The organism is Streptococcus sp. W151 (genome assembly GCF_053010205.1).
This window is the reverse complement of record NZ_JBRKNT010000001.1, coordinates 504,046-522,424: the sequence shown is the minus strand read 5'-3', so window position 1 is coordinate 522,424 and position 18,379 is coordinate 504,046. Positions and strand designations below refer to the sequence as shown.

The 18,379-nt window shown below is 41.6% G+C and carries 19 protein-coding genes; 10 read left to right on the top strand and 9 right to left on the bottom strand.

Annotated elements, in window-relative coordinates; translation table 11 throughout:
• Positions 1-5 precede the first annotated feature (5 nt).
• Complete coding sequence (locus ACVC7Q_RS02440; RefSeq protein ID WP_447264705.1) at positions 6-962, bottom strand: ribose-phosphate diphosphokinase; 957 nt, start codon at positions 960-962, stop codon at positions 6-8.
• Positions 963-1,034: 72 nt separating this feature from the next.
• Positions 1,035-1,592 carry a CYTH domain-containing protein gene (locus tag ACVC7Q_RS02435; RefSeq protein ID WP_447264704.1) on the bottom strand — a complete coding sequence of 186 codons (558 nt, stop codon included), beginning with the start codon at positions 1,590-1,592 and terminating at the stop codon, positions 1,035-1,037.
• A 95-nt stretch (positions 1,593-1,687) separates the two neighbouring features.
• Here ACVC7Q_RS02435 and ACVC7Q_RS02430 point away from each other — a divergent pair, with 95 nt between their 5' ends.
• The 5 genes from ACVC7Q_RS02430 (at position 1,688) to mutY (ending at position 6,290) form a co-directional block, all read left to right on the top strand.
• Positions 1,688-2,359, top strand: a complete 672-nt coding sequence (locus tag ACVC7Q_RS02430) for a GTP pyrophosphokinase (protein WP_155169182.1) — start codon at positions 1,688-1,690, stop codon at positions 2,357-2,359.
• The gene (locus ACVC7Q_RS02425) at positions 2,343-3,161 is read left to right on the top strand and encodes an NAD kinase (protein ID WP_447265032.1); all 819 of its coding nucleotides are present in this window, start codon (positions 2,343-2,345) and stop codon (positions 3,159-3,161) included. The genes ACVC7Q_RS02430 and ACVC7Q_RS02425 overlap by 17 nt, the downstream gene beginning before the upstream one ends.
• Positions 3,158-4,051 carry an RluA family pseudouridine synthase gene (locus tag ACVC7Q_RS02420; protein WP_447264703.1) on the top strand — a complete coding sequence of 298 codons (894 nt, stop codon included), beginning with the start codon at positions 3,158-3,160 and terminating at the stop codon, positions 4,049-4,051. The genes ACVC7Q_RS02425 and ACVC7Q_RS02420 overlap by 4 nt, the downstream gene beginning before the upstream one ends.
• Before the next feature lie 21 nt (positions 4,052-4,072).
• Entirely contained in the window at positions 4,073-5,047 is a 975-nt protein-coding gene (pta, locus tag ACVC7Q_RS02415) for a phosphate acetyltransferase (protein ID WP_447264702.1), read from the top strand.
• An 88-nt stretch (positions 5,048-5,135) separates the two neighbouring features.
• Entirely contained in the window at positions 5,136-6,290 is a 1,155-nt protein-coding gene (mutY, locus tag ACVC7Q_RS02410; protein ID WP_447264701.1) for an A/G-specific adenine glycosylase, read from the top strand.
• Between the two features lie 26 nt (positions 6,291-6,316).
• Here mutY and ACVC7Q_RS02405 read toward each other — a convergent pair whose 3' ends face one another.
• The 5 genes from ACVC7Q_RS02405 to ACVC7Q_RS02385 all read right to left on the bottom strand — a co-directional run bounded on the left by ACVC7Q_RS02405 (position 6,317) and on the right by ACVC7Q_RS02385 (position 10,420).
• Positions 6,317-6,664: a thioredoxin gene (locus ACVC7Q_RS02405; protein ID WP_371585059.1), complete on the bottom strand. Its 348-nt coding sequence runs from the start codon at positions 6,662-6,664 to the stop codon at positions 6,317-6,319.
• A 107-nt stretch (positions 6,665-6,771) separates the two neighbouring features.
• Complete coding sequence (locus ACVC7Q_RS02400; RefSeq protein WP_447264700.1) at positions 6,772-8,487, bottom strand: phospho-sugar mutase; 1,716 nt, start codon at positions 8,485-8,487, stop codon at positions 6,772-6,774.
• Between the two features lie 148 nt (positions 8,488-8,635).
• Positions 8,636-9,196: an ECF transporter S component gene (locus ACVC7Q_RS02395; RefSeq protein ID WP_447264699.1), complete on the bottom strand. Its 561-nt coding sequence runs from the start codon at positions 9,194-9,196 to the stop codon at positions 8,636-8,638.
• On the bottom strand, positions 9,193-9,732 hold the full coding sequence (gene coaC / locus ACVC7Q_RS02390; protein ID WP_447264698.1) for a phosphopantothenoylcysteine decarboxylase: 540 nt from the start codon (positions 9,730-9,732) through the stop codon (positions 9,193-9,195). Before coaC ends, ACVC7Q_RS02395 begins: the two co-directional genes overlap by 4 nt.
• 10 nt (positions 9,733-9,742) lie before the next feature.
• A complete protein-coding gene (locus ACVC7Q_RS02385; protein WP_447264697.1) occupies positions 9,743-10,420 on the bottom strand; it encodes a phosphopantothenate--cysteine ligase in 678 nt (225 codons plus the stop codon).
• A gap of 175 nt (positions 10,421-10,595) precedes the next feature.
• Here ACVC7Q_RS02385 and ACVC7Q_RS02380 point away from each other — a divergent pair, with 175 nt between their 5' ends.
• The gene (locus ACVC7Q_RS02380; protein WP_447264696.1) at positions 10,596-12,266 is read left to right on the top strand and encodes a formate--tetrahydrofolate ligase; all 1,671 of its coding nucleotides are present in this window, start codon (positions 10,596-10,598) and stop codon (positions 12,264-12,266) included.
• A 72-nt stretch (positions 12,267-12,338) separates the two neighbouring features.
• On the opposite strand, the gene ACVC7Q_RS02375 is transcribed toward ACVC7Q_RS02380, so the two are convergent.
• Positions 12,339-13,682: an MATE family efflux transporter gene (locus ACVC7Q_RS02375; protein ID WP_447264695.1), complete on the bottom strand. Its 1,344-nt coding sequence runs from the start codon at positions 13,680-13,682 to the stop codon at positions 12,339-12,341.
• Between the two features lie 95 nt (positions 13,683-13,777).
• On the opposite strand from ACVC7Q_RS02375, the gene ACVC7Q_RS02370 reads away from it, so the two are divergent.
• Entirely contained in the window at positions 13,778-14,332 is a 555-nt protein-coding gene (locus tag ACVC7Q_RS02370) for a GNAT family N-acetyltransferase (RefSeq protein ID WP_049497917.1), read from the top strand.
• Between the two features lie 47 nt (positions 14,333-14,379).
• Here the strand turns inward: ACVC7Q_RS02370 and ACVC7Q_RS02365 are convergent, their stop codons facing one another.
• On the bottom strand, positions 14,380-15,402 hold the full coding sequence (locus tag ACVC7Q_RS02365) for a YdcF family protein (protein WP_447264694.1): 1,023 nt from the start codon (positions 15,400-15,402) through the stop codon (positions 14,380-14,382).
• A gap of 195 nt (positions 15,403-15,597) precedes the next feature.
• Between ACVC7Q_RS02365 and brnQ the strand changes: the two genes are divergently transcribed.
• From brnQ to ACVC7Q_RS02350, 3 genes are all read left to right on the top strand, one after another.
• Positions 15,598-16,914: a branched-chain amino acid transport system II carrier protein gene (gene brnQ / locus ACVC7Q_RS02360; protein ID WP_447264693.1), complete on the top strand. Its 1,317-nt coding sequence runs from the start codon at positions 15,598-15,600 to the stop codon at positions 16,912-16,914.
• Positions 16,915-17,071: 157 nt separating this feature from the next.
• Positions 17,072-17,779, top strand: a complete 708-nt coding sequence (gene ccdA2 / locus ACVC7Q_RS02355; protein WP_049497920.1) for a thiol-disulfide oxidoreductase-associated membrane protein CcdA2 — start codon at positions 17,072-17,074, stop codon at positions 17,777-17,779.
• A 22-nt stretch (positions 17,780-17,801) separates the two neighbouring features.
• On the top strand, positions 17,802-18,371 hold the full coding sequence (locus ACVC7Q_RS02350; RefSeq protein WP_447264692.1) for a TlpA family protein disulfide reductase: 570 nt from the start codon (positions 17,802-17,804) through the stop codon (positions 18,369-18,371).
• Positions 18,372-18,379: the final 8 nt, after the last annotated feature.

Genomic DNA, 18,379 nt, shown 5'->3' with positions numbered 1-18,379 from the left:
AGACCTTATTTCTTATGGTAGGCAAATAAAGGACTAACAGGTTTTCTTTCTTGAATGCGAACAATAGCTTCAGCGATTAGTTCGCTAGCTGTCAGATAGTTAATGTTTTTAGGAGTTGGTCCTTTTGGAGCAACAGAATCGGTTACTAAGATTTCTTTGATCGGAGCTTGATCTAATAATTCAACAGCACCTTTAACAAATAAACCGTGGCTTGATACAGCATAAATTTCAGTAGCACCATCACGTTCGACGATTTTAGCAGCTTCTGAGAATGTCTTCCCAGTATTGAGGATATCGTCGATCAAGATTGCTTTCTTGCCTTTGACATCTCCAATAATATAGCCATAATCACGGTTCGCATCATCTTGCTCGTAATCGATGATCGCAATCGGTGCATCAAGATATTCTGCTAAACTACGAGCTCGTTTAACTCCTGAGTTTTTAGGGCTGACGACAACGACATCTGGACCTGTCAGGCCTTTGTTGATGTAGTGCTCTGCAAAAAGTGGAATGGTAAAGAGGTTATCCACGGCAATATCAAAGAAACCTTGGACCTGAACAGCATGGAGATCGAGTGTGACGACGCGATTCACCCCAGCTTTGACCAACATGTTTGCGACGAGCTTAGCTGTGATTGGTTCGCGAGGAGCAGCAGTTCGGTCTTGGCGAGCATAGCCAAAATAAGGCATGACCACATTGACGGTGTTTGCGCTAGCCCGTTGGCAAGCATCCACCATGATTAACAATTCCATCAAGTGATTATTAACAGGAAAACTGGTTGATTGAATGATATAAATATCATATCCACGAACACTTTCCTCAATGTTGACTTGGATTTCACCATCTGAAAACTGACGGGATGAAATTTTCCCAAGTGGAACCCCAGCATGATCCGCGATTTTTTGCGCAATCTCTGGGTTTGAATTGAGAGAGAAGAGCTTCATATTTTTTTTATCCGACATGTGATTCCAACCTCATTTAGATTTTTGATCTTAGCACTATTTTAGCAAAAATTTGCGATAATTTCAGCTATTTTACAATCTTTGCGCTAATCTAGCGATTTTATTTTTTGCTGCTTTGTAGACGATTCCATGGTCTGAAATGAACTGATGAAAATTTTCTTCCTGTTCAGCAGTTTCCACCTCAATTTCCAACTCATAATCTTCAGTGTCTAGATAGAGACTGTGGTCGAGTGCCACCAAGCCTGCAGCTGTTTCTTTTTCGAATCGTTCTGTTGTCAGGCTTCCCCAGACAGCAAGTTGTTCAACGGGGATTCCTTTTGACTCCAAGAGGTTTTTGATTTCTCCATCAGGAAACTCTTGGTGTTGAAGAATCTCCTTGGTTTCTTCTGGGCTGAGTGCTTGATTGTACTCGAAATGGCCAACTGTTTCAGGAACTTTGAGAGTCAATTCCGCTTGATCTGTGAAAGTGCGCACCCGTAAGGCCATTTTTTCCTTGCGGATGAGCTGGTCGGGTGTATCGATATAGTGATTGGTTTGGACAACCAATTCTGTATCAGCAAAAAGTGAAAGGAGGGATTGGTATTCCTCCTTGTCTAGCAAGGTTTTGTATTCAATTTCTAAATGGTTCATTTTATGGTCCTTTGCTTTTTTTCGAAAGCGATTCATGATATAATAAGAGATGTGTTTATTGTATACAAAAATGGTTCAGATTACAAGGTGGTAGGATGACAATTGATTGGGAAAACTTCTTAGATCCTTATATCCAAGCAGTTGGCGAATTAAAAATCAAACTGCGTGGGATTCGAAAGCAATATCGTAAGCAACAAAAGCATTCTCCAATCGAGTTTGTGACAGGTCGTGTTAAGCCGATTGAGAGCATCCGAGAAAAGATGATCCGAAGAAATATTTCTGAAGAAAATCTGGCACAGGATATGCAAGATATTGCTGGTCTTCGCATCATGGTCCAGTTCGTAGACGACGTCGAAGAGATCTTAGAGGTTCTGAGACAACGGCAGGATATGCGCGTGGTCCAAGAGCGAGATTACATTCGCCACAAGAAATCAAGTGGCTACCGGAGTTACCACGTTGTGGTGGAGTATCCAGTCGACACCATTGATGGAAATGAAACAATCTTAGCAGAGATTCAAATTCGGACCTTGTCCATGAATTTTTGGGCAACGATTGAACACTCGCTCAATTATAAATATAAAGGAGACTTTCCAGACGAGATCAAAAAACGCTTAGAGACGACTGCAAACCTGGCCTATCTCTTGGATGAAGAGATGGGAGCGATTCGGGATGCGATTCAGGAGGCTCAAGCCCTGTTTGATCCACTTCATCGTAAGTTAAATGATGGCGTTGGAAATAGTGATGACACAGATGAAGACTACAGGTAAAAAAGTATCCATTATTCGCAATCGCAAGCGTCAAAGTGAAGAGGTTTTTCAGCAGTTGCGCTATAAGCTTAGGAAAAATAATTTTATTTTGACGGAGAAGCATCCGGATATTGTGATTTCAATTGGTGGAGATGGGATGTTGCTATCGGCCTTTCACAAGTATGAACACCAGTTGGATCGGGTTCGCTTTGTTGGCGTCCATACCGGACACTTAGGATTTTATACAGATTACTTAGACAGTGAAATCGATAAGCTCGTTGAGAACTTAAAATATGATACAGGAGCTAAGGTTTCTTACCCTATTTTGAATGTCAAGATCACTTTCGACAATGGAGAAAACCGTACCATGAGAGCTTTAAACGAAGCGACGATTAAGAGAAGCGACCGGACCATGGTTGCTGATCTCACGATTAATGGAGTTGATTTTGAGCGCTTCAGAGGAGACGGCATTACTGTTTCGACTCCTACAGGAAGTACGGCTTACAACAAATCCTTGGGAGGAGCAGTCCTTCACCCAACTATTGAGGCGTTGCAGATTGCTGAAATTGCTAGTCTCAACAACCGTGTTTATCGTACCTTGGGTTCTTCTGTCATTGTCCCTAAAAAGGATAAGATCGAGATTACACCGACGAGACCTGGCTTCCACATTATCTCTGTCGACAATTCAACCTATTCTTACCGCAACATTGCAAAGGTGGAGTACCAGATTGACAACCATAAGATCAATTTTGTGGCTAGTTCTAGTCATACTAGCTTCTGGAATCGGGTCAAGGATGCCTTTATCGGAGATGATAGGGAATGAGATTTGAATTCATTGTCGATGAGCATGTCAAGGTTAAGACCTTCTTGAAAAAGCATGAGGTTTCTAAGGGCCTCTTAGCAAAGATCAAGTTTCGTGGTGGCCAGATCCTTGTCAATGGACGTCCGGAGAATGCAGTTTATTTGTTGGATATTGGGGATCACTTGGTCATAGACATTCCAGCAGAAGAAGGGTTCGAAACCCTAAAACCCATGGATCGGCCCTTGGATATTTTGTTTGAAGATGATCATTTTTTGGTCTTAAACAAACCCTTTGGCATTGCCTCGATTCCAAGTGCGATTCATTCTAATACCTTAGCAAATTTTGTAAAAGGCTATTATGTGAAGCAGGGATATGAGAATCAGCAGGTTCACATTGTTACTCGTTTGGACAAGGATACTAGTGGCGTTATGCTTTTTGCAAAACATGGTTATGCCCATGCTCGCTTGGACAAGCAATTGCAATCTAAAACGATTCAGAAACGCTATTATGCCTTTGTTAAGGGAGAAGGTCAGTTAGACCCTGCTGGAGAGATCATTGCCCCGATTGCGCGTGATGAAGAGTCGATCATTACTCGAAAGGTAGCAAAGGGAGGCAAGTATGCTCATACTAGCTACCAGGTTGTTCAATCTTTTGGTGATATTCACCTAGTGGATATTCAGTTACACACAGGTCGAACCCATCAGATCCGCGTTCATTTTTCCCATATTGGTTTTCCGCTTTTGGGAGATGATCTCTATGGCGGAAGTCTAGACGATGGCATTGAGCGCCAGGCCCTCCATTGCCATCGTCTATCCTATTATCATCCATTTCTAGAGGAAGAATTGGTCATAGAAAGCCCACTGCCTCCAGATTTCCAAGCTGTTCTAACACAGCTTCAAACCAGTTATTAATTATTAAAAGGAGTAAAACTCATGGAAGTTTTCGAAAATCTCAAAGCCAACCTCGTTGGTAAGAATGCACGTATTGTATTACCAGAAGGTGAAGAACCTCGTATTCTCCAAGCGACCAAACGCCTTGTGAAGGAGACAGAAGTAACCCCTGTCTTGCTTGGTAATCCCGATAAAATTCGGATTTACCTTGAAATTGAAGGGGTTTTGGATGGATATGAAGTTATTGATCCGCATTCTTATCCAGGTTTTGAAGAGATGGTAGCTTCCTTGGTAGAACGTCGTAAGGGCAAAATGACAGAAGAAGAAGCGCGTCAAGTCTTGAAAGACGACGTTAACTATTTTGGTGTCATGTTGGTTCACATGGGAATTGTTGATGGGATGGTATCAGGTGCGATTCACTCAACAGCTGCAACCGTTCGTCCAGCTCTTCAAATTATCAAGACTCGTCCAAATGTCAAACGGACTTCTGGTGCCTTCCTTATGGTACGTGGATCCGAACGCTACTTGTTCGGGGATTGTGCCATCAACATTAATCCAGATGCTGAAGGCTTAGCTGAAATCGCCATCAACTCTGCTATCACAGCTAAGATGTTTGGCATTGATCCAAAAATTGCCATGTTGAGCTATTCAACCAAAGGCTCTGGTTTTGGAGAAAGTGTTGATAAGGTTGTTGAAGCGACTAAGCTTGCTCATGAACTTCGTCCAGACCTTGAAATTGACGGGGAATTGCAATTTGACGCAGCCTTTGTCCCAGCAACTGCAGCCTTGAAGGCTCCAGGAAGCAAGGTGGCAGGACAAGCCAATGTCTTTATCTTCCCTGGTATTGAGGCAGGTAACATTGGATACAAGATGGCTGAACGTTTGGGTGGCTTTGCAGCAGTAGGTCCTGTCTTGCAAGGGTTGAACAAACCAGTGAACGATCTCTCTCGTGGATGTAATGCAGAGGACGTTTATAATTTGACTTTGATCACAGCAGCTCAAGCAGTAGAACAGTAAAAAACGACTTGACTCAGGAATTTCCTGAGTTTTTTATGTGCAAATCAGAATTTCTTACCTCTACTCCATTCTGTGGTATACTAGGAATATGATGGATTTAAAAGATTACGGGATTACCATGTGGGAGGAGGAAAAAATTGCTTCCTTCCGAGAAAGGTTATTAGCCTGGTATGATGCCAATAAACGGGATCTCCCCTGGAGAAGGACACAGGATCCTTATAAAATTTGGATCTCAGAGATTATGCTCCAGCAGACACGTGTCGATACGGTCATTCCTTATTATGAGCGTTTTCTTGACTGGTTTCCGACGATTGAGGAATTGGCTAATGCGCCAGAAGAAAGGCTCCTAAAAGCCTGGGAAGGTTTGGGCTATTACTCTCGAGTTCGCAACATGCAGAAAGCTGCTCAGCAGATGATGGAGAACCACGAAGGAGTGTTTCCATCAAGTTATGAGGAAATATCTAAACTGAAGGGGATTGGGCCTTATACAGCCGGTGCCATAGCCAGTATTGCCTTTGGTTTGCCGGAGCCAGCAGTGGATGGGAATGTCATGCGGGTTCTAGCCCGCTTGTTTGAGGTGGACTACGATATCGGAGTTCCGACCAATCGAAAAATTTTTCAAGCCATGATGGAAGTCTTGATTGATCCGGACCGTCCTGGTGACTTCAATCAAGCCTTGATGGATTTGGGGTCAGATATTGAATCCCCAGTCAATCCACGACCAGAAGAGAGTCCTGTTAAGGAATTTAGTGCGGCTTATCAGAATGGAACCATGGATCGTTATCCCATCAAGGCTCCTAAGAAGAAACCAGTGCCAGTTTATTTAACAGCATTTATTGTAAAGGATAACCAAGGACGTTACTTGCTGGAGAAAAATGAGCGAGAAGGACTATTGTCAGGCTTTTGGCATTTTCCTTTGATTGAAGTGGATAGCCTATCGGAGAACCTAGGGCAATTGTCTCTACTGGATGGGCAGGGGCATACAGTAGACAACCCAGAAATTCTTTCCTTTGAACAGGACTATGATTTGGCCATTGATTGGCAGGACCGGTCTTATCCTATCGTCCAGCATATCTTTTCACATCGCAAGTGGCAGATTCAGATTCGATATGGTCTGGTAAAAGAAGGAGAGCAAGAATCAAGTGAATCGACTGTTTGGTTAACACCAGAAGAATTTTCGAAATATCCTTTTGCCAAACCCCAGCAAAAGATTTGGACGACGTTTACGGAAAACGAAAATTAGCTAGAGTATGATCTCTAGCTAATTTTTTATAGATGAGCGAATGCTTTAATTTCTTCTTCAGACATGGATGAGTCGCAACGAACAGTGACTTCGTCGGATTCAACATGTAAAAATCCAGGGACAGTTGGAATACCGTAAGTTGAGCGGAAGGCTTGTAAAGCATCAAGTTGACTTGGTTCTTCACTATTAATGAAGTAGATATGAGCTTTTGTTTCATCTACGACAGTTGCTAACTTACTAGCAAACTTCCGGCAGTAAGGGCAAGTCTTGCGTCCGATAAAGAAGGTTGCTGTTTCTTTTTGATCGATCGCTTCTTGCGCACGCGCAACAGTTGTGACTTCAAGATCTTTAATATCTTCTAAAAATTGTTCCATGAGATTACCTCGCTTTCTTCTAAATCTAGTATGCCATATTTTCTAAAAAATCGCTGGTATTTGCTACGAAAGAAAGAGAAAAGCTCCGTTGAGGAACTTTTCATGTTTTAGCCTACAAAAGCATTGATTTCTGCTTCGATATTAGCAATTTTTTCTTTAGCATCTGCTTCAGATTCACCAACTGTAGCAATGTAGAATTTGATTTTTGGTTCGGTACCTGAAGGACGGACAGCAAACCATGAATCGTCAGCCAAGATGTATTTCAATACGTTACTTGGAGGAGTTGTTAATTTTTCAACGCCGTCAGCAGTAGTAGCTGTTTGTTCCAAGAAGTCTTCTGTCTTAGCAATGTCTGTGTTATTAAATTGCTTAGGAGCATTGCCACGGAATTTATCCATGATTTTCTTGATTTCAGCAGCTCCATCCACACCTGAAAGGGTAACAGAGATAGTCTTTTCTGCGAAGTAGCCGTATTGTTTGTAGATTTCTTCGATACCGTCTGCCAAAGTCATACCACGTGAGCGGTAGTAAGCTGCGATTTCAGCAACGATAAGAACGGCTTGGATAGCATCTTTGTCACGTACGAATGGTTTGATGAGGTAACCGAAGCTTTCTTCAAAACCAAGCATGTAAGTGTGGTTGTGTTGTGTTTCAAATTCATGAATTTTTTCACCGATAAATTTGAAACCAGTCAAGACGTTAAACATGGTTGCGCCGTAGCTTTCTGCAATCTTAGTTACCAATTCAGTTGATACAATGGATTTACAAAGAGCAGCATTTTCAGGAAGAGTACCAGCTGTTTTGTGAGCTTCAAGAATATATTTAGCAATGATCGCTCCGATTTGGTTACCAGAAAGGTTGAGGTAAGAACCGTCTGGTTGGCGGATTTCAACACCAAGGCGGTCTGCATCTGGGTCAGTTGCAACCAATACATCAGCGTCTACTTTGCGGCCAAGTTCTTCAGCAAGAGCAAAAGCAGCTTGGTTTTCAGGGTTTGGAGATTTAACAGTTGAGAAGTCAGCATCTGGAACAGCTTGAGCTTCAACAACTTGAACTGCTTCAAATCCAGCTTGTGCAAGAGCACGACGAGCCAACATTTCACCTGTACCATGAAGAGGAGTGTAGACAATCTTCATGTCGCGACCGTATTCATTGATCAAGTCTTGGTTGATGTTAACGCCTTTCACTTCTTTCAAATATTCAGCGTCGACGTTTTCACCAATCACTTCAATCAATCCGTTAGCTTTGCCTTCTTCAAGATCAGCCAATTGAACAGTGAATGGATTTTCGATCGCACGGATGTAATCTGTCAATGCATCCGCATCTGCAGGTGGCATTTGTCCACCGTCTTCACCGTATACCTTGTATCCATTAAATGGAGCAGGGTTGTGGCTAGCTGTTACCATGATCCCAGCAAATGTGTGGAGGTGACGAACAGCAAATGACAATTCAGGTGTTGGACGAAGGCTTTCAAATACATAAGATTTGATACCATGGGCAGCCAAAACTTGAGCAGATTCAAAAGCAAACTCAGGAGAGAAGTGACGGCTATCGTAAGCGATAGCAACTCCACGTTTTTTAGCTTCTTCCCCTTTTGATTCGATCAATTGGGCCAATCCTTCAGTTGCTTGGCGAACCACATAAATGTTAATACGGTTGGTACCAGCACCGATCAAACCACGCATACCAGCTGTACCAAATTCCAAGTTTGTATAGAAGGCATCTTCTTTAGTTTTTTCGTCCATTGCGACCAACTCGTCACGAAGGTAAGCTGGTAATTCAGCAAAGTCGAGCCATTTTTGGTAGTTTTCTTGATAAGTCATGCAAGCGTCTCCTTTTTGATATATATTTAATCGCTTACATTATAGCAAATTTTTTCAGAAAATTCTAGCGATAATTGTAAATCTTTTCAAAAATAATAAACATTTAACCATTAAAAAAGCCAAGACGAATCTGTCTTGACTTGGAAGATTATTTTAATTTTTCAAGAGATGGAACAACTGCGCTGGTAATGAGGACTGTCGCAACGACTTCGATAAGAGAGTTAGTAGACACAATCAAGCCAAGGAAATGTTGAATTCCCCCTCCAAAGCTGTTCCCAAAGAAGAAGTAAATTCCACTTAAAACGAATACAGTGTTCGTCATAGAACCGATCATCCCAGCTACCATAAGTCCTGTACGATTGTGGAACCATCGATAGATGAAGTAAGGGGTTACCCCGATGAGAATACGCGGTACTAAAGCGATGAGAAGGGAGTAGAGATTTCCGTGAGGGACAAAAGGACTAAAGAGATAACTTGCTGGGGTTAAAACTAGTGTATTCATGGTGACACTAAAGAGTCCCATGAGTAGTCCTAGAATCGCTCCTGTTCGAGGACCGTATATGATAGATGCGATCACGACAGGAATATGAACCAAGGTTGGTTGAATGCCTGATGGAACAAATTGCAGAATGAAGGACGTCACAAAGTGAATAGTGATCATAACCGCAAAAAAGATGGCAATTCTTGAAATAGAAGATGATTTTCTCATAAACAATTCTCCTTAACAGTTTCTACAATAGTTTCTACAGTCGCTAGAGCTCCAGACCCTTGATCGCCACAAGCGAGAGTAGCATGGCGAGGTTGGATAATCTGATAGCCGTAGTCTTGTAAGAGTTTTAGATTTCGTTGGGTAGCTGGGTGTTCCAGCATTTTTGTATTCATGGCGGGGGCTAGTAATTTTTTTGTTCCTTGAGGCAAGGCTAGAGCTGTGCTTGTCACTATATTATCTGCTAGCCCCATGGCAAGTTTAGCAATCGTATTGGCACTGGCTGGCGCTACAAGAAAGAGGTCTGTTTCTTTTCCAATGTAGATGTGCTCGATCCTCTGTGGATCGTCTTCGATCATTACATCAAGGCCTACTTGATTCTTTGAAAGAACTTGCAAAGTTAAAGGGGTGATAAATTTTCTGGTTGCAGGAGTCATGAGGACCTTCACCTCAAACCCCAATTTGGTTAGTTGGCTGGTAATATCAGCCGCTTTATAGGCGGAAATACTACCGGTAACAGCTAAAGTAATTTGTGTCATATGTACCTTTTTATTGTAAATGATTTAGGATAGCTTCTGCGATTTCTGTTTTCGTAGAAGCTTCTAGGACGTGATTATCTGTCACTAGATAGGCTTGATGCTGACCATTCTGAATTTTGGTCAGATCATTGGCAACGATCATGCTGGCGTGATTTTTAACGAGGCTTTCATGCGCTACCTGGATCAACTCTTCAGAAGAAACGTCAACTAATAGCTTAAAACCAATCAGTTGAATCGCAGGGTTCCATTCTTTGACGAGCGATATAATCTTAGGATTTTTCTTTAGAAAGAGCACTTGGTATTCTTCTTTCGAAGAGATTTTGGTTTCGTGATTTTCGCGATGTAGAAAGCTATGGAGGTCCTGAGATTTCTCAACTTCCTCAAGGCCTGTCATGTAAACAGGTGTATAGTCTGAAACAGCCATAGCGTGAATCAAGGTCTGATGATGAAGGACTTCCTTCTGCATTTCTGTATGTAGTTCCTCTACATTCTCGATCAATAGAAGTCGAAGGTGAGGATGAGGATCGGGTTTAAGCGCGGTAGGCGTTGTGATCAAGGTCACCTGATGTCCCTTTTCAAGAGCTGCTTCTGTAAGGATTTTCCCTAGGCTCCCGGTGGAATGGTTGGTGATTGAACGAACGCTATCAATGGCTTCACTCGTCCCGCCTGATGTAATTAAAATATGCATATGCTTATTTTACACAAAAAAGATACGTAAGTAAAGTTCTGAAGCTATTCAAATAGGCTATGACAAGCCATAAAATATACATAAAAAGCGAACGTTGAAATCAAAACATGGAAAAACAATGTCATTTTCGCGAATTTTAGGTATAATAGTTCTATCAAATATAAAGGAGTCCCTTATGAAAACAGATATCGAAATTGCTCAAAGCATTGAACTCCAACCAATTGTGGACGTTGTTAAGAAAATTGGTTTGGAGGACGATGATCTTGAATTGTATGGAAAATACAAGGCGAAATTGAGCTTTGATAAGATTCGTGATGTTGAGAAAAATCCAGTAGGAAAACTCATTTTAGTCACTGCGATCAACCCAACTCCTGCTGGAGAAGGGAAATCAACCATTACAATTGGATTGGCAGATGCTTTGAATAAAATCGGTAAAAAAACCATGATAGCCATTCGCGAACCCTCTTTAGGACCGGTTATGGGGATTAAAGGTGGTGCTGCTGGAGGTGGTTATGCCCAAGTGTTACCGATGGAAGACATCAACCTTCATTTCACAGGGGATATGCATGCCATCACAACGGCTAATAATGCTCTTTCCGCTTTGATTGACAATCATTTGCATCAAGGAAATGAGCTCGGTATTGACCAACGTCGCATTATCTGGAAGCGTGTAGTGGATTTGAATGACCGTGCTTTGCGCCATGTCAGTGTAGGTCTTGGTGGTCCTTTGAATGGGATTCCGCGTGAAGACGGTTTTGATATTACAGTTGCTTCTGAGATTATGGCCATCCTTTGCTTGGCGACAGATATTGAAGATTTGAAAGGCCGTTTGGCTAATATTGTGATCGGTTACCGCTATGATCGCAGTCCAGTTTATGTCCGTGATTTAGAAGTGGAAGGGGCTCTTGCCTTGATCCTTAAAGATGCGATTAAGCCAAACTTGGTACAAACCATCTATGGAACTCCTGCCTTTGTTCACGGTGGTCCATTTGCCAATATTGCCCATGGATGTAACTCTGTATTAGCAACGACGACAGCTCTTCATTTAGCGGACTATACGATTACAGAAGCAGGATTTGGTGCTGACCTTGGTGCTGAAAAATTTCTCGATATTAAAACTCCAAACTTGCCTACTTCTCCAGATGCAGTAGTGATCGTAGCGACACTTCGTGCTCTTAAGATGAATGGTGGAGTTACCAAGGATGCTCTGACTGAAGAAAATGTAGAGGCTGTTCGTGCTGGTTTTGCCAACCTAAAACGTCACGTTGAAAATATTCGTAAGTTTGGCATTCCTGCGGTAGTTGCCATCAATGAATTTATCACCGATACAGAAGCAGAAATTGCTGCTTTGAAAGAATTGTGTGCTGAAATTGAGGTACCAGTAGAGCTTGCGAGCGTATGGGCGAATGGTGCTGACGGTGGAGTTGACCTTGCTGAAACACTGGTTAAGACCATTGAAACAAGTCCAGCTAACTACACACGTTTGTATGATAACAACCTTTCTGTAGAAGAAAAAATTGAAAAAATTGTGACGGAGATTTACCGTGGTAGCAAGGTAAACTTTGAGAAGAAAGCTAAGACACAAATTGCCCAAATCGTGAAAAATGGTTGGGATAAGTTGCCAATCTGTATGGCCAAAACACAATATAGCTTCTCCGATAATCCAAACGCCTTGGGAGCTCCGGAAAACTTTGAAATTACTATTCGTGAAGTGGTTCCAAAATTGGGAGCAGGCTTTATTGTCGCTTTGACTGGGGATGTAATGACCATGCCTGGTCTACCAAAACGTCCAGCTGCTTTAAATATGGATGTGGCTGCTGATGGAACAGCGATCGGCTTGTTCTAATAAACGCCTGATGACAAAAAATAACTTCTGTTCAAATGAGCAGAAGTTATTTTATTACGTACTCGTCGAATGTTATGATGCAAGAAGCTGATGACTGGCTTTGTGGTAGGTAAACCAAAGTTGAAGGGTCATTGGAACCCAAATGAGAGGCTCACAAAGAATGACTCCTATATAGCCTGTATGAGGGATAATGAAAAGTACAAAGAGAATTTTTCCGGTTAACTCGATAAAGCTAGAAACCAAAGGGGTCAATTTTCGGCCGATACCTTGGAGGGAATTCCCTAAAATCAAGAGGCATCCTAAGACCGGATAGAAGCAGGAGCTGATTTGCAGATAGAGACTGGCATTTGCGATCAGGTTAGGATTGGTTGATCCAGATATGAGGCTTGTCAAGAACGGGCTTATAAAGAAGAGGAGGATGGCAACAATGATCGACCAAACGAAGGAGAGAAGACAAGCCTGTTTGACCCCTTTTTGAATGCGTCGAAATCGTTTGGCGCCAAAGTTTTGCGAGGTAAAGGTCGTCATACTAGTGGAAATAGCAGCCATTGGCAGAAGGGCAAAGGACATGATTCGCCGAGCTGAGATTTGAGCACTAATGATGGTCATTCCAAGCTTATTGATAGCTGATTGTAAGATGACTGTTCCGATAGAGACAATGGAAGACATGAGCCCCATGGTAAATCCCTGACTGATTAAGTCCTGATAGAGCCTTTGATCCCAAACAAAATCGTTGCGATTTGGCAGGAGGAAAGGCATTTTTTTGCGAATATAAAAGAAACAAAGAAGGGCAGAAAAACTTTGCGCAATAATGGTCGCAATCCCAGCGGATTGGACTCCGAGATGGAGTTGGGTAATAAAATAAAGATCAAGAAGAATATTGAGAACGGCAGCGATAATCAAGAAGTAGAGTGCCGCTAAGCTATCGCCAACTGCTCGAAGAAGTCCGGCACAAAGATTATAGGCAAAGGTCACAGCTACACCATTGACAATGGTGGAGATATAGAGATAGGACTGAGCTATAATAGCTGATGGGGTCCCTAAAAACTGGAGAAGGGGATAAAGACCCACAACACCAATGGATATCACGAAGAGACTGAGGACACCGCCAATAACAGCAGTTGCTGCGACAGATTTCCGTAATTGGTCATCATTTTTAGATCCATAATTTCTAGCGATAATGATGCCCATCCCATTTCCAACACCGACAGCAAATCCAACAATCAAATCAAAAATAGCAGAGGTCGCCCCAACGGCGGCCAATGATTTTTGACCTAAAAATCGTCCTACAATCATGACATCCGAGGTATTGTAGAGTTGTTGGAAGATATTGGATAAAAGAATAGGAAAGGCAAAACTTAAAAGAGTGGGTAAAATAGGACCATCTATGAGGTCCACACGTTGAATTCTTTTCATAGTGCCATTATACCAACTTCAGTAACCAGCGACAAGCATCGGTAGTTGAATCCCCTTACATTTTTTGATATAATCGTGTCAGAATAGGAGGCCTTATGAGTTTAACGAGCCAATTAATCACTGAAACGTTCCCAGATCTGGATAAGGTGGAAAGGCTGAATATCGAAGCATTTCCAGAAGAAGAACGGGTTCCTTTATCAGAGTTTTTACGCTATACGGACAATGACGATGCCAATTTCTTTGCTTTCTATAACGAGGAAGAATTTGTCGGATTTGCTTTTTCAATCTATAATCAGAAAGCTTTTTATGTCAGTTTCTTTGCCATTATGCCACATTTAAGAAGCCACGGATATGGTCAAGAAATTATTGAAAAATTGGTGGAATTTTACCAAAGGACCATGATTCTTGAAGTGGAACGTTTAGATGAAGAATGTGACAATATAGAGCAACGTCAGTCTCGGATGGATTTCTATAAGCGAAATGGATTTAAAACTGCTAATGCCTTTTTAGAATACGACGGACTTAGCTTTGAAATTCTCTATCGAGGCGATCAATTTGATGAGGAGGCTTATCGGGACATCTTCCATAAACTGCAGGCAGAGAATTACTTTGATTTCCGTATTGAATACCGACGCTTTAGTGATCATTAGACATGATATAAAAAAGTTCTCAGCTAATTTGCAGAGAACTTTTTTGGTTAGTAAATAAAGAAATAGTTCACGATACTCATGATTTGTGAAAAGAACCAAGGAAGAAACAGAAAAGCTAAGAAAGCAACATGCCATTTCCAATAGAGAGAAACTAGCCCAACCGTTTCACGGATCCAAGCCGATGGGAGATAATAAAAAGCTGTTTTTGAACCGACACTGCGTCCAGGGATTTTTAATCGTCTCATAAAGACACCAGCTCGAAGAGCGTGAAAGGAATTGGTCACCACAAGGACACTCTTTCCTAGTCCCTGATCTTCAAGAATAGCCTTGCTAAAGGTCAGATTCTCAAAAGTCGTTCGAGAACGATTCTCAATCAAAATGTCTTCCTGTGATACACCCTGTTCCATCAGGTAGTTTGCCATAGCTTCCGCCTCTGAGGTTAACTCATCAGCACCTTGTCCACCAGAAACAATTAGTTTCGGTCGTCCCTCGAACTGCTCATAGATAGTCTTTGCTTTAGTTAGACGCTGGGCCAAAAGTGGTGGTACTTTATCCTCAATTAGACCGGAGCCAAGGACGATGATAGCATGGGGCTCTTTACGAACGGGGAAGTAATTGCAAAAAGTCCCATATAAAACATAAGATAGATAAAGAAAAGTCGAGTAAAAGAGGGCAAAGTCTGTTGGATAAATCAAGAGATCTTTCCCTGGGAAATAAGGAAGGAAATGAAGCGCCAAGGCGCCGATAATAAAGATCCCATATAGGAGTGAGAGGAGATTAGCCAACCTTTTTCCTTCAAAAGATATCATTTGACGGCCGTTAAAAAGAAGAAAAACAGTTGAGAAAATAATACTGAGTAAAACAAGAATAGCAAGTACTGAAAAGATAATGATGGCAACCTTTTGGTTAAACCAAAGCTCCGTACGAACAACTAGTAGAAAGGCGGAAATTAGGAGGAAAAGGCCGAAACTTATTGAAAAGAGGTAAGCATTGATCAGTCGTCTGCGGTCGTTTATAAAGAAAAATAAAAAAATAGTAGCTGGAACCAACCAGAATAGATAGAGCAACATGATGACTCCTAGATGTAGTAGTAATTTAATTGTAACACAATTGACTAAAAGGTGCTTATGAACTACACAATCGTTCAATATTGTTAAAAGCCTTAACTGCCAATTGAGAAAATCAATAGATTCAGAAAAAAAGAATTGCCGTGGTGGATAAAAGCTGTTATACTAGAAAAGATTGACAAATGTAAAGGAGAACACATGTTACGAAAAGGTTCCTTAACAGGTTTGCTGTTATTTGGTATTTTCTTCGGCGCAGGGAATTTAATCTTTCCACCTGCGCTAGGTGCCCAGTCGGGTAGCCATTTTTGGCCAGCTATTGCTGGATTTGTCTTATCAGGAGTAGGGATTGCGATTATCACCTTGATTATTGGGACACTCAATCCTAAAGGGTATATCCATGAGATTTCACGAAAAATTGCTCCTTGGTTTGCCATCGTTTATCTGGTAGCCTTGTATCTGTCTATTGGTCCCTTCTTTGCCATTCCAAGAACGGCTACCGTTTCCTACGAAGTTGGGATTGCCCCCTTGTTAGGAAATGCCAATGGAGGACTTGGTCTCTTCATTTTTACCTTGATCTATTTCTGTTTGGCCTATTTGATTGCCTTGTATCCTTCTAAAATCTTAGATAGTATAGGTCGGATTTTAACACCTGTCTTTGCTATCTTGATCGTTGTACTCGTTGTCCTTGGTGCTCTCAAGTACAGCGGACAAGCGCCTCAAATGGCAACAGAAGCCTACCAAGCATCTGCCTTTGGTCAAGGTTTCCTTGAAGGGTACAATACCTTGGATGCTCTTGCTTCAGTAGCCTTTAGTGTCATCGCAGTGACTACTCTTAATCAACTTGGTTTCACCAGCAAAAAAGAATACATTAAAACGATCTGGATTGTTGGCATCGTTGTAGCCATTGGCTTTAGTATTTTGTATATTGGATTGGGTTATCTTGGAAATCACTTCCCAATTCCAGCAGAAGTGATGGCTTCCGATGCCAATAAGGGTGTTTATGTCCTCTCAGAAGCAACCAAGGCTATCTTTGGCTCAGTTGCTCAAATTTTCCTTGCAGGTATGGTGACGGTGACTTGCTTTACCACAACAGCCGGTTTGATCGTATCGACAGGGGAATTCTTCCATAACACTTTCCCTAAAATTTCTTACAAGGTCTATGCAAGTTTCTTCACTCTGATTGGTTTTGCGATTGCAAATCTGGGCTTGAGTGCCATTATTGCCTATTCATTGCCTGTTTTGATGATCCTCTACCCAATCACCATTACCATTGTATTGATTGTCATTGTGAATAAATTTGTGGCCCTTTCAAAACCAGGGATGCAATTGACGATTTTTTTTGCCAGCTTGGTCTCTGTTGCCAGTGTTCTAGCAAGTACCTTTAAAATTTCTCTATTAGAAAAGGGAATTGCGTTACTGCCTTTTGCAGCTCAATCTCTTCCATGGTTGGTGCCAGTAGTCATAGGGATTCTTTTATCGTTTGTATTACCCAATAAACAAACTGCAGAAGAATAAGTCACGATAGAAACTCTAAAGTTTTGTGCTTTAGAGTTTTTTTGATTTTGAAACTAGTAACGAAATGGATTCTTTAAAACCAAAACGTAGCAGAAATTTTTAATTTAAGGAAGGGCATGTTATACTATTTCTAACATATCAATATACGGAGCATTTTATGAATCAAATCGTTTTCTCTTTCACTGTCTTTCTGGCAGGGATTCTCTCCTTTTTCTCTCCCTGTGTCTTTCCTTTGCTCCCGGTCTACATCGGCGTTTTGCTAGGAAGTGATCAGGAAAAATCCGTTCAGATTTTTGGGAAAAAGATACGCTGGCATGGCATCGTTAAGACCTTGTGTTTTATCGCAGGTATTTCTGTTATTTTCCTTATCATAGGTTTCGGAGCTGGCTTATTGGGGCAGGTTATGTATACCAACTGGTTCCGCTACGTGATGGGAGCGCTGATCATTATCCTTGGTCTTCATCAGATGGAAGTCTTTCATTTTCATTTCCTTGAGAAGCAAAAATCAGTAGATTTTGGAGCCAACAAACAGAAGAATGAGTTGTTTTCAGCCTTTCTTCTTGGTCTTGGCTTTAGTTTTGGTTGGACGCCTTGCATTGGCCCGGTATTAGGATCGGTTCTAGCATTAGCAGCATCCAATGGACAAGATGCCCTCGTGGGTGCTCTCTATCTCTTTATCTATACATTAGGGATGGCCATCCCATTCTTGCTCTTAGCACTGGCATCAGGCCTTGTATTGCCTTATTTCAATCGTCTCAAACCCCATCTCTTGTTACTGAAGAAAATCGGTGGAGCCATCATCATTATTATGGGGATTCTATTACTCTTGGGACAATTAAATAGCTTGTCTTCAATCTTTTCATAAATCAAATGGAGGTATTATACCTATGAAATTTATCAAATATACGTGTTTTTCAATCCTCTCAATCGCTTTACTGTCTGCTTGTTCGATGGAGCAATCAAGTGAGAGTGGTATGAACAATATGAGCAATCAAACCATGACCAACACAACCTCAAGTAAACATCCCTTAGTAGGAAAAGAAGCAAGTGACTTCGAACTCAAAGACAAGAAGGGGAACACAGTTAAGCTTTCAGATTATAAAGGCAAAAAGGTTTATTTGAAATTCTGGGCTACCTGGTGCGGTCCTTGTCGTCAAAGCATGCCTGAACTTAATAAATTGGTTGAAGAAAAGGATAGAGACTTTGAAATTCTGACCATTATGGCACCAGGACTCCAAGGTGAAAAAACAGAGGAAGAATTCGTCAAATGGTTTGATCAACAAGATTACAAGTCAGTACCGGTCTTGTACAATCCAGATGGCTCTGCCTTTGCGAACTATCAAGTACGTTCCATTCCTACAGAAGTCTTCATTGATAGCCAAGGGAAGATTGGTCATGTGCAGCTAGGGGCAATTTCAAACGAAGAAGCTAAGAAGATTATCAAGGAGTTAAAATAAAAAAATGA